The organism is Pseudescherichia vulneris NBRC 102420, from assembly GCF_000759795.1.
Taxonomy (GTDB): Bacteria; Pseudomonadota; Gammaproteobacteria; order Enterobacterales; family Enterobacteriaceae; genus Pseudescherichia; species Pseudescherichia vulneris.
Genome location: NZ_BBMZ01000021.1, coordinates 1 through 11972 on the forward strand (window position 1 = coordinate 1; position 11972 = coordinate 11972).

The window sequence follows — 11972 nt, forward strand, 5'->3', positions numbered from 1 at the left end:
CCGCCCCTGTGCCCAGCAGCGGGGCCGCCACGGTGGCCGCCGCCGCCACGGCCGAGCCGATGGCGGCATACGCCATGCCTTCAGCCAGCACACTGGTGATATCAGCGAAGAGGGAGGAATGAATAATCTCATCGCCCTGCCGGGCCGCGTAATTGTCGCTCATCCTTTAGACGCTCCGGGTGTTATGCAGCGTCAGGGTCTGTTTCAGGGTGTTCCAGCGCTCGCCATCTTCGTCAGTGAAGGGACGCAGCGCAGAAAGGGTAAAAATCATCAGCACGGGTTTATCCGGCACCTCTACGGCTAGCTGCCGCTGCCACATGCGCTGGCCGTTACGCTCGAATGTGGTTTCGACCTCTGTCGCAGGGATATTGCCACCCGCGCCTGCGGTTAAGCGTTGAAAGTCACTCTGGGTCATCTCACCCATTTGCGTACGCAGCACGTCCCACTGGCGCTGAAACTCTTTTTCGGCATTGCTGCCTTCTGGGATAGTGCCCCGGCTGATCACCACGGATAAACCGCTTTCGTCATCACGCAGAATAGTCATGCTGGTATCCTGCCAGGTGGCAGGAAAAAGGGAAAAGGTCCCTTCCTGAAGGGTATATTTCATCATTTAGGCTTTGCTCCTGCGCCAGTAATAAAATCCGTCTTATTTAATATCGATGCAATGCATGCAAAGGCGAGAGATTTATTACTCTTACAGCTAATAACGATTGATTAAGGTTCTAATGAACATTTCAATCAATAAAAATGTACCTGTACTTTACCCGCTGGGTTTTTCCGCGTTTTGTTTTAAAGTGCTATTGCTTGTTATGAATTATTCACCCCCTGAATAACGCAAGCTATTACAGGGGGTGCTAATATTGACGCTGTTATTAATGAGCGTTACGGTGGGTTAAGGCATTACCGGGAGAGATTGTCGGGTTAAATCATAACTGTTGGGCGCGTAGTAATTTCCCTTCATCGGCGCTTTAACAAGATGCCATTTCATTTTTGCTCCATCAAGTTCAAGCGTCGCGCGTCCATTCTTACCCCCAAATGACGAATCAAATACAATCTCTGCCTTGCCGTTCCTAACTAAACCATGAATGTTATCTTCCTCATCTCCGGGGCAGTCAATACGATTTCCGGCCTGCGTAATATAGCAATAGGTTCCGGTCAAGACATTGCCTGTCTGATTTAATGATAAATTCAACGTAGATTGCCCTGCATCTTCACCCTCCCAGCGACCGGTGAAATTGCTTTCAGCATTTGCCTTTGTCTCTTTTGACCAGACGCCCTTTTCATCAAGAACAATCTTATTATTGCTTATAACGGTCAGGCTATTATTAACTTTACTCAACATATAGACCACCTGCCCATTCTTGAATTCATAGCTGATAATCGGGCATGAATCGGAATCGCACTCCGCCCTTGATGCCTTGCCACGAAGGGTTAATTCCGCACCATCCTTTTTCCGTTTGCCATGGTAGGTTGCATCGTTACATTGGCCATCGGGTTGGCACTGGGTAGTCACTTTGATGATAAATTTATCAGTAGTAAAAGAGTCCACTTCAGATCCTTTTCCGCGCTTTTCCTCTGCCAGAGTAAAGCTCATCCCCTTGAAGCGTGCCGCCCACGCTTTGATAGCAGGATCAATCTCATGATGCTCATTATCATTCGTTTTGTACTGAATGATTTGCGCATCTGGCGTGACCCACCCTGCATAAACTTTACCATTCGGGTAAATAACGAAAGCAGAGGCGTTTTCGAGATAGAGATCGTTTAGCCAACCTTCAATAAAAAGCCCGCCGTCCGAAGTCTGGCGAGGCTCGCCAAAGACATCAAAATTTTCGACGAAGGCGTCATAGTCTTCACCCAGCGTGTCCTGGAGTTTGGATTTAATCTCTTTATCGCTGAGGGAAGCTGAAACCTGCTGTAGCTGGTTATATTTTGTGAGATCGATTGAGCTTAATGCCACAGGCGACATAAACAGTAAACTTGAGAAGAACGGGAGCAGAAGATACCTCTTAAACATAACTACACCTTCCATGCGCTTTTGAACTGTTTATTCTATCAGGAAGGGTTTCAATTTCTACCCACCTTTGATGGCAATGTATTACTGGCTTTTAATCACCTGCAATCACTACCCTGGCCAGGCAGTCAGGATCTTTTACCGTAAAGCTGAAACTGATTTTTTGGCCGTTGGTATCCGCAGGCGTAGTAAAGCTGGTGACCTCCTTTTCTGAGCGCCCACGAGGATAGTCTGTAATGTTCAAATCATGATAATGCTCTTTGATGCTTGCAAGAGTAACGCATTGATTATAAGGCGAAAAAACCAACAGAGGAGTCATATCTTGTCGACTTTTACTTAAGCGCAACTCAATGTCAGCAATTAGTAGGCCATCCGCAAGCTTGACAGGCTCAGCCGTATAAAATTTTATATACTCATTTTCATGAGATAATCTGAACGTCAGCAATGAGTCATCCAAATTGTCAATAGACAAGCTTTTTATAGCCGAGCGTGCTGCTGGAATAAACTGCCATATATTTTGTGACTGTTCGCTTCCCTCTGCCATTCCTGTAGAGAGCAGCATGGCAATTGCCAAACCTCTTTTAATAGTATCGATACTTTTCACAATCCCTCTGCCCCTATAACTTTCGTACGCCAAGCGTGCATTACGCTGAGACAATACAATCACTCTGAACCGTTATCATAATTCATTGTTATTTTCAGAACGTTATTATCTTTGATTTGGAAAGAGAGCACCTTTGCTCCAGTCTCATAAGAGATCCACTCTTCCCCGTCATCATTTTGATCTTGCCCCGCTCCGTATGATTTTCGCAAATCATCAACGCTTGTTCCAACATGGATACCACGCGGGGTAGCAATATCGGGTGCCGTTACAGTAATCTGTGCGACAATATAATCATCGACACTTCTTTCAGCCTTATCCCACCAAAGATTGGCGCTATAAAGTTCTACACCGGGCTTTTTATGCTGATAAAATTTATAATTTGTATCATCAAATGGAACCTTACCCACAAAGGTTCCGCTGTCCACTATCCCTATCTCAGCGGCAAGATTATTGTTCCATCTGTCACCTAATGAGACGGAGTGATTATTTATGGTTACAGAAAAATCACCTTTGGTTAAGGTATTACTCAAGGGCGCGTCGATGGGTTGTGTAGTTTGTCCCGCAATCACAACGTTGGGCAGACAGAAGGTCGTTGAAAGCAGAAAAAGATAGTTCAATAGATTTTTTATTTTATTCACACTGCGTGTCCTTTAAAATCCCATAATTCAACTTAAACCGCACAGATTAAGCCTGCGCTTAGTGTTATTGACAGTTTGCTATTTTTTGAGCATTTTTGACAATTAATAAAACCTTGGTGTAATGATCGGCCGACACCTGATGCATCAGGGTTCCTTCCAGCTTTGCGCATCCGCAAACCGTTACTGGCCCCTGGTATGAAAATACCTGCATCGACCTGACTTCCTGTTCAGGCTGGTTATCAGGATCGTCATCCTCTGTGTCTGCCGATGGTAACACGCTAACCGGTTCTGCCAGGATGACAACCGGCACCGTCACCGTCACCTTTTTATCGCTAGCGTTTTCGCCATAGCCAGGCGGCCCGGCAAACTGCTTTTCAACAACTTTACCGACGATCGTAACGCTTTCTGGCTCATAGTGGTAGACCGTTTCAGCATAAAGCGAAGCGCTGATGAGCAGCAACAGCAGTCCCGACAAGCCCTTGATTTTATATTTTAATGTTAACATCGCCTGCCTTTTGATAAAAAATTTTGAAAGGCTACTTGGAGTTGAATTTTTTATATCGCTTTTGTCTTTTAAGATACTCAGCATCTTGCTCATGGGGCAGAATAACCTTTAAGCCCTGTGCCATTTGTGAGGCTATATAATTTGCATTTGATAGATGCCCGGCAAGCTCCTCATCGGTAGTTTCAAACTCTTTAGATGCCAGTGCGCCAAGGTTTAGCGTATGTAACTTGCTTTTATCGCTTTCAGTCCCAATCAAAATGCTCTTAATATATTCCAGCTGTTCTTTGGCCAAGGTGTACAATGGGAATTCGGAGTTACTTGAAATTCGTTTGCTAACTGCATGGATAGCATCATTGATATAATCCAGCGCCGTATAACTTTGTTTGTTCATCAAACACCTCAATATTCACAATGTAATTAGTGGCTTTGCTATTGCTCGGCATTAAATTACAGAAACTCATTGGCATAAATTCCAGGAGGCGTTCTGCGTAACGAATAGTAATTATTAGCTCGCTTTGACCTTCGATCATTGTAACCTCTTTAACTAAAATTCACCTTATCTTACCTTATAGCACATACTCAGGGTTGAGTTTTAATCTGATACAAAAATCACAACGTTCCGTTGACCCACTGACCGGCCTGTTCTACCAACACCCTGTCACCTTCGCTAACTGTCAGTTTCACTGGTTTATAGGCCACTTTGTAACTAACATTTCCATTATTAAATTCTGCACCCACTACCTCACCTGCTAAGTTTTGCAGCGTCTTACCTTTGAGTGCAATCACGCTGTTATCACTTCTACGCACGCCCAAGTAAGACATGTCATTACACGGAGCGTTAAAATCGCCGCAGTGACTGGTAATCGTAACAGTGAATTTGTTTGTTGAAAATTCTCGTGTGATCGAAGAGGTAGCAGGCGGTTGCCGGGTGAGAACGTAATTCAGTGGGGCATAGTAATCGCCATGGACTGGCGCTTTTATAACCTGCCACTTCATCTGTTCACCATTGAGTTCAAGCTCCGCATGACCGCTTTTACCCCCGAATGACGAACTAAACACGACTTCTGCCTTGCCATTTCTGACTATGCCATGAATGTTTATTTCATTATCTGGCGGACAATCAATACGATTACCCGCCTGGGCGATATAACAATAGGTTCCAGTTAATCTGTTATCTTTCTGACTCAATGATAAATCTAACATTGATAGTTCTTTGTTTTCTCCGTGCCATTGGCCAGTAAAATCGTCTTGCGCGATGACAGGCATACTACACGCACTAGCTAAGACCCAAAAAATAAATAGCTTAATGTTCACTGCAACACGTCCTATTTATAAGGTGTTTATATCTTTAGGTTGTCAAAGGCGGCGTGAAATGCGCCCGCACCGCCTCCTCAATATCACTTTTATGTCCTGCACCCGGCGCGGTAGTTCCTGGCTGGGTTCCGGATACGTTAAGGTGAATCTTGCCGCCGGTGGTTATATACCCTTCGCCCTCAACAAAGACATTAAACTCTTTGCCGATTAGGTTAATCTTGCCGTTGGCGTTCAGCTCGATTGCACTCTCCCCGGAGACCAGACGTAGCTTCGTACCCGAGGCAATGACATACTGCTCCACCGCCGCGTCCAATTTCCCCTTCCCGGTCAAGATCTCGCTTTCTCCTTTCACTGCCTGAGTATGATTAGCCTCAACGCGGTGCAGTTCATTTTTGCGCACGTAGTGGCTGCGCGCGCCGTTCACGCTGTGTGACTCATCATTTTTGACGAGGGTATCCATATTCCGCTCGGCCTGGATCCACACCTGCTCCTCTCCCGCCCTGTCCTCAAAGCGCAGAACGTTGGCGTTATCCGGCGAGCCATCTTTGGTGCGGCTCATGAATCCCATCTGCGTGGCAGCGGCCGGGAGTGCCCACGGCGGCATGCTCGCCTCGTTGTATACCCTGCCGGTGATGATTGGCCGGTCCGGATCGCCGTTGATAAAATCCACCACCACCTCGTCGCCTACGCGAGGGATCTGCACCCCGCCGTAGCCCTGACCTGCCCACGCGCTGGAGACGCGCACCCAGCACGAACTGGTATCATCTCCTTTCGCCAGCCGGTCCCAGTGGAACTTCACCTTCACCCGGCCGTATCTGTCCGTCCAGATGCTCTCGCCCTCCGGCCCTACTACCCTTGCCGTCTGCGGGCCGTACGTTCGCGGCCACGGGGCGGTCTGCGCCGGACGGAACACCACCGACGCCGGGATGACCGTAAACACGGTAGAGTGAACGGTGTCATCTTCGGAGCCGCTGGCGTAGCGGTTCTCCACAAACTCATAGGTTGCGGAGATGGTTAGATACTCGCCGTTATCGCTGAAGAACGGCGCATCGCTCAGGGTGAAGATGTACCCCGGCGCGATGCCCATTGCCGTGGCGGTGGCGTGTATCTGCCGATGCTCCACCTGCCAGCGCTCCTGGCGGATGCGGGCATAAAACTCGCCGTGGCCGTGCTCAACAAAGCGCCCCGGCCAGTCATAGACATCGATGCTTCCCGGCTGCGGTGAGACGGCGTTCTGCTGCGCCTGCAATAGCCATGCATTCGGCTTGCGGAAGTCGTAGTCGTCCAGGCTGTAGAGCCCCGGCGTCACGCTGTCCTCCAGTGCCCACTGACCGATACCCTCTTCGTCCGTGCTGCCGCCCGACGGCGTCACGTGGTAGGGGATGATTTCATAGCCGCTGAAGGGCTGATGCTGCACGGCTGCATCCGTCAGCACCAGCGTGTGCCTGTCCGCCTCATGACGGAAATGGTAAGCAATACCCTCTAGCTCCATCAGACGGCTAATAAACGCGAAGCTGCTCTCCTGATACTGTACGCAGTAGTCCCACACCCGATAGCTGCCGGTAAGCCTGCTCTCCACGCTGACCTGAAACTCGTCCAGCAACGTGTTGACGATCTGCGGCACCGTCTGGCCCTGAAAGATGCGCAGGTTGCGGTCACGCTTCATCCGCCACAGGTCCGGCTCGACGGTCAGCTTATACGCCGCATAGCGTTTACCGGTCAGCTCCACCGCACTCACGGCCGCCTTAGTGATTTTGCCGTTGATGTAACGCGGAGACAGCGGGTTCTGCGTCGGGATGGTGATGGTCACCGGCTGGCCCAGCAGCATGCTGCGATCCAGACGGGCATCGGTGCCGAGCACGGTTAGCGTCAGTTCAAACGACTCGGACATCGCCTCACGGCCAGAGAGTTTCCAGAAAAGCAGCCCCTCAACGGGAAGCTGAACGGTTATTCGATTGTGCAAAATGCCTGATCCCTTTAAGCAAAATAGAGCGGATCTATACCCTGACTACCTGGCGGGCTGCACTAGCAGGATGTAAGCAGGTTATTCCTTGCAGAAGCATGCAGAAGGCAAAGCGTGGACTTAATAGCTGGGTAGGATAACGAAGAGAGAAGATCGCCAGGTCACTCAGGCGCCGTATACTGCGAAACGGCAAATGACAAAAATGGCCCAGCGGCAACGGCTGCTAATAATTTGATAAATATCGCATTAGGAAATCCTTAGAGGCCAGAAAAACAAAAAATGCCGATCGCTGTTAATCGATCGGCATTGCGTTTTGAAAATGGTGTTTGATTAACGTTGCGCGTACTGCGCAACGGTGGCTTTCGCCCCTTGAGTCAGCAGCTGCTGATAGGCCTGCTGGACCCGTTCCACGAAAGCACGCTCCTGCGGCAGCTCTTTACCAAAGATCGCTTCAATGCCCAGCAGCGCCATCACGCGGGATTCGCCCTCTTCGCTGCCGTTCACCGCCTGCTGAATAGTAGACAGCAGCGGATCGCTGACCTCAATCGCCTGCCCTTGCTCATCTACGCCGCCAACGTAGCGCATCCAAGCCGCCACGCCCAGTGCCAGCAGGGAAAAGTCGCTGTTGTGCACCAGATGCCAGCGAACGGAATCCAGCATACGCTGGGGCAGCTTCTGGCTTCCGTCCATCGCGATCTGCCAGGTACGGTGGCGCAGCGCCGGGTTGCTGTAGCGAGCAATCAGCAGATCCGCGTAGTGAGCCAGATCGACGCCCTTCACCTTCAACGTCGGTGCCTGCTCGTTTAACATCAGCGCATGCGCAGCGCGGCGATAGTTTTCGTCTTCCATGCACTCGTTGATGTGCTGGTAACCGGCCAGATAGCCAAGGTATGCCAGGAACGAATGGCTGCCGTTGAGCATTCTCAGCTTCATCTCTTCGAACGGCACTACGTCAGCCACCAGCTCCGCGCCTGCTTTCTCCCACTCTGGACGTCCGGCAACGAAGTTATCTTCTACTACCCACTGACGGAACGGCTCACAGGCCACGCCCGCCGGATCGCGTACGCCGGTCAGCTGTTCGATTTTTTCGAGCGTATCCGCCGTTACGGCCGGAACGATACGGTCCACCATGGTTGACGGGAAGGTAACGTTTTGCGCAATCCACTCGCCAAGCTCAGCGTCCACTGCCCGAGCGTAGGCGCAGACCACGTTGCGCACAACGTGACCGTTCTCCGGCATGTTATCGCAGGACATCACGGTAAAGGCTGGCAGGCCAGCGGCTTTGCGGCGGGCCAGCGCTTCAACGATAACGCCCGGTGCGGATTTTGGCTGCTGCGGGTTTTGCAGATCGGCAACGATCAATGGATGATCCAGCATTAACTCGCCGGTGGCAGGCGCATGGCAATAACCTTTCTCCGTGATGGTCAGAGAGACAATCGCCACCTGCGGCTCACAGAGCGCGGCAAACACGGTTTCCAGGCCGTCGACCTGAGCGTGTAGAGCACGTTTCACCACCCCGACGACGCGCGACGTCCAGGCATCGGCGGACATCTCCGCCACGGTATAGAGGTTATCCTGCTGCTTAAGATCGGCAATCTGCTGCTCGCCACCGATCAGGTTGACCTCGCAGTATCCCCAGTCACTGTTGTGCTCTGCCGCCAGGATGTCCGTATAGACGCCCTGATGGGCGCGGTGAAATGCACCAAAACCTAAATGGACGATACGGGGAACCAGTTTCGTGCGATCGTAGTCAGGCAGCGTAGCCTTTGCCGTTAAGAGCGTGTTTTGCATTATATGACCTATGGTTTGATGAGATCAGGACGCATCGAGAGTAACGCTTGTATGGTTGTATGTTTTGACCTGAATTAAGCTTTTAGCAATTGGTATGACATCATTACTTAGTTATGTGACAGCCTGCCATAGTGCGGGGCTATTATGGTGGGCCGTCACCGATGCATTAACTTAACGTTGTTACCGAGCGTACCGTTTTTAACGGCTTAACGTCGGGATCGCACCACAGCGCTTCATAGGAATAGCCAGTCAGATCCTCAACAATTTTACGCGTTTCCGGGGTTACATCCGCTTTAGCACCGTGTGCTTTCAGGCGATCCACCTCATCGACAAAAATTTTGTGGGTGCGCTTATTTAAATGGAAGGTCACCGCCTGCCACAGGGCCAGTATCAGTAATCCTGCCGTCCCGGCAAACAGCAAAGTCGCAATGGTGGTGATAGCCTGTTCCGGTTGAACCTGGCTTCCCTTCACAAAGCCGCCGCTTTGCAACATCAGACCTACGATAAACGTAGCGATAGCTACCGTAGTTTTTCGGGAGAAGGTCATCACCGCAGCAAAGAGCCCTTCGCGACGCTGGCGGGTGATCATCTCATCAATATCCGGAATGAATGGGAAAACGTTCCAGGGCGTGAACTCCAGTACACAGCGTCCCACCTGATACAGCGCCGCCAGGATCACAAGAACCGTCACCTTATTGCCCATCGGGAATTGATAGACGAGGAACAGCCCCGCCAGGCACAACATCATTAGCGTGTAGGCAAAAATATAGAGCCGGGAAGGACCATATTTTATTATCGCTACCCCGGCAATTAACGTGACGGGCAGCCCGACGATGCTCATCGACAGCAGCGTACCTGCCAGAGATGAGGAGACATTTAGGCAGTAGACGCAGAAGAAAACGAAAACCGTGTTGTAGACATCCTTCGCCGTGAATGAAAAGAGATAGATAGCCAAATGTTTTCTAAAGGCCCGTACTTTCAACGTCGAGCCATACTCTTTGAACAGGTGCCCTACGCCAATGAGTTTTTCAGTAAAGGTTGCTGGCGAGCGGGTACGTTCTAGCTCTTGCAGCATCTCCGGCGTCAGCTCCCGCTCCCACGTTACTTTCCAGGAGATGAATACGCAGATCATAAACAGTACCGCAAAAACGACGCCGTTGATAAAATAGGCATTGGGATCGTGTTCACCGAAATGGCCGATCAGCAGGCCTGGAATAAACGTTGCCAAAAACGTGCCCAGCGCAGAGAGAAACATACGGCAGGTTGAAAGCTTGGTACGTGAGTTAAACTCTTTAGTCATCTCTGACGGTAGCGTTTCCCAAGGAATCAGAACCATCGCAGCAATAACCTCAAAGGCAAGGTAAACCGCCAGATAGAACCAGAAACTCATGCCGGTAACCCAGAGTAGGGTATAGACCAGCATGAGGGGCGCGCCAATTAACAGAAAAAATCGTCTCCGGCCAAACCTTTTACCCAGCGTGTTTTTATAAAAATGATCGGTAAAGCTGCCCATAAACAGACTGACAATCGCATCGACTATTCGCGCCACCGCTACAATGGTTGCAGCCTCTATCGGCGATAACCCAACAAATGTCGTATAAAAAAAGAGTAGCCAGGCACCGATTACCGTAAATGCCCCCCCGCCCATAATATCTGTCAGGCCATAGCCTATACTGACCGGAATTGTTATTTTTCTTGTAGTACGAGTCATGTTCTATCCTCATCGGAAAGCGTTTTAGAATCTGAAATAGCGACAAGCGTTGTCGTGGCAAATATTTCTGATCATCCGCGTCAATATTTCTCGATTGTCAGGAATCTCACCTTTTTCAACCCATCCGCCAATAAGGTTGCAGAGGATACGGCGGAAATAGTCATGGCGAGTGTAGGAGACGAAACTGCGTGAGTCGGTTAGCATCCCAATGAAATTCATTAGCAATCCCTGTTCTGCGAGGGTTATTAATTGATTCTCCATACCACGGCGGGTATCGTTAAACCACCAGCCCGAGCCAAATTGAATAGGTGACTTCACACCTTTCTCGCCATGCTGGAAATTGGCGATAGTGGTGGCAACCACATCGTTATAGCTGGCATTGAGGTTATACAGAATGGTTCGGGGAAGTGAACCCGCCCGGTTCATCGCATCCAGTAACTGATTGAGTGAGGCGGCCAAACCCGACTGATCGTTGATGGAGTCAAACCCGCTGTTTATGCCAATACGTTGATGCATTTGGCTATTATTATTGCGGATCGCCCCAAAATGGATCTGCATTGCCCACTCCCTGGCCTTGTAGTGCCCGGCCAGCATCACAAAGAGCGCGCTGTTTAATTCAACGTTTTCAATAATGCTTAATGGCTCTCCCGCTGCCTTGCGCATAAATAGCTGATTGATCCATGCAGGTTCGGCGGTACGGTAGTCAATGTTGACCGGTCCATGATCGGAAATACGGCAGCCCGCCTCGTGGAACCACTCCACGCGCTTTTCGATAGCGTCAGAGAAATCCTTGAACGTTGCGATATTAATATCCGTTTGCTGAGTAAGCCTGGCAACGAACGCTTTAAACTGCTGCGGATCTTCATTAAATACGTCATCGGGACGAAAAGTCGGTAACACTTTAATTGGGAAGGTATCATCCTGTTGCAGGAGACGATGATATTCCAATGAATCCAGCGGCGCATCGGTGGTGCAAATCACCTCAACGCCAGAGCGCGCCATAAGCTGGCGAGGCGTAAAACCGCCCTCTTTTATGTGGCGGTTACAATGCATCATAATACGCTGCCAGCTCTGGCTATCGAGGGTTTCGTCGCAGGCAAAATATTTATTAAGCTCTAAATGCGTCCAGTGATAAAGCGGATTGCCAAATGCGGCCTCTACCGTCTCTGCCCACGCTTTGAATTTCTCTTCATCAGTAGCATCACCGGTAATATAATATTCATCGATGCCGTTGGCGCGCATCGCCCGCCATTTATAGTGGTCACCTGCAAGCCAGAGCTGGGTAATATTTTCAATACTTTTATTTTCGTAAATATCTTTTGCATCGAGATGGCAATGATAGTCAATGATCGGCAGATCTTTTGCTATGTCCAGATATAGCCGAGCACCGACTTCATTACCGATCATAAAACGATCGCTAATGAAGCCCATGTTT

The 11972-nt window shown here is 49.9% G+C and carries 11 protein-coding genes; all 11 read right to left on the minus strand.

The features are described from left to right. Window positions 1-166: 166 nt before the first annotated feature. On the minus strand, window positions 167-607 hold the full coding sequence (locus tag EV102420_RS15910) for a DcrB-related protein (protein ID WP_042393877.1): 441 nt from the start codon (window positions 605-607) through the stop codon (window positions 167-169). Between the two features lie 285 nt (window positions 608-892). After that, window positions 893-2014 carry a hypothetical protein gene (locus EV102420_RS22765; protein WP_255211689.1) on the minus strand — a complete coding sequence of 374 codons (1122 nt, stop codon included), beginning with the start codon at window positions 2012-2014 and terminating at the stop codon, window positions 893-895. 91 nt (window positions 2015-2105) lie between these two features. Further along, entirely contained in the window at window positions 2106-2615 is a 510-nt protein-coding gene (locus EV102420_RS15925; protein WP_255211690.1) for a hypothetical protein, read from the minus strand. 59 nt (window positions 2616-2674) lie between these two features. After that, window positions 2675-3253: a hypothetical protein gene (locus tag EV102420_RS15930; protein ID WP_052512376.1), complete on the minus strand. Its 579-nt coding sequence runs from the start codon at window positions 3251-3253 to the stop codon at window positions 2675-2677. A 64-nt stretch (window positions 3254-3317) separates the two neighbouring features. Then, complete coding sequence (locus tag EV102420_RS15935) at window positions 3318-3851, minus strand: hypothetical protein (RefSeq protein ID WP_147282689.1); 534 nt, start codon at window positions 3849-3851, stop codon at window positions 3318-3320. Beyond that, entirely contained in the window at window positions 3790-4149 is a 360-nt protein-coding gene (locus EV102420_RS15940) for an immunity protein Tsi6 family protein (protein WP_042393584.1), read from the minus strand. The genes EV102420_RS15935 and EV102420_RS15940 overlap by 62 nt, the downstream gene beginning before the upstream one ends. 218 nt (window positions 4150-4367) lie before the next feature. Then, window positions 4368-5024: a hypothetical protein gene (locus tag EV102420_RS22635; RefSeq protein WP_042393587.1), complete on the minus strand. Its 657-nt coding sequence runs from the start codon at window positions 5022-5024 to the stop codon at window positions 4368-4370. 82 nt (window positions 5025-5106) lie between these two features. Further along, window positions 5107-7035: a type VI secretion system Vgr family protein gene (locus EV102420_RS15950; protein WP_042393590.1), complete on the minus strand. Its 1929-nt coding sequence runs from the start codon at window positions 7033-7035 to the stop codon at window positions 5107-5109. 330 nt (window positions 7036-7365) lie between these two features. Further along, window positions 7366-8826: a mannitol dehydrogenase family protein gene (locus tag EV102420_RS15955; RefSeq protein WP_042393592.1), complete on the minus strand. Its 1461-nt coding sequence runs from the start codon at window positions 8824-8826 to the stop codon at window positions 7366-7368. Between the two features lie 166 nt (window positions 8827-8992). Continuing rightward, window positions 8993-10537 carry an MFS transporter gene (locus tag EV102420_RS15960; protein WP_042393596.1) on the minus strand — a complete coding sequence of 515 codons (1545 nt, stop codon included), beginning with the start codon at window positions 10535-10537 and terminating at the stop codon, window positions 8993-8995. A gap of 24 nt (window positions 10538-10561) precedes the next feature. Then, the gene (uxaC, locus tag EV102420_RS15965) at window positions 10562-11968 is read right to left on the minus strand and encodes a glucuronate isomerase (RefSeq protein ID WP_042393598.1); all 1407 of its coding nucleotides are present in this window, start codon (window positions 11966-11968) and stop codon (window positions 10562-10564) included. Window positions 11969-11972 lie beyond the last annotated feature (4 nt).

Coding starts and splice junctions, on each gene's coding strand:
- EV102420_RS15910 (WP_042393877.1), bottom strand. CDS start 607: ATGAAATATACCCTTCAGGAAGGGACCTTTTCCCTTTTTCCTGCCACC.
- EV102420_RS22765 (WP_255211689.1), bottom strand. CDS start 2,014: ATGTTTAAGAGGTATCTTCTGCTCCCGTTCTTCTCAAGTTTACTGTTT.
- EV102420_RS15935 (WP_147282689.1), bottom strand. CDS start 3,851: ATGAGCAAGATGCTGAGTATCTTAAAAGACAAAAGCGATATAAAAAAT.
- EV102420_RS15940 (WP_042393584.1), bottom strand. CDS start 4,149: ATGAACAAACAAAGTTATACGGCGCTGGATTATATCAATGATGCTATC.
- EV102420_RS22635 (WP_042393587.1), bottom strand. CDS start 5,024: ATGCCTGTCATCGCGCAAGACGATTTTACTGGCCAATGGCACGGAGAA.
- EV102420_RS15955 (WP_042393592.1), bottom strand. CDS start 8,826: ATGCAAAACACGCTCTTAACGGCAAAGGCTACGCTGCCTGACTACGAT.
- EV102420_RS15960 (WP_042393596.1), bottom strand. CDS start 10,537: ATGACTCGTACTACAAGAAAAATAACAATTCCGGTCAGTATAGGCTAT.
- uxaC (WP_042393598.1), bottom strand. CDS start 11,968: ATGGGCTTCATTAGCGATCGTTTTATGATCGGTAATGAAGTCGGTGCT.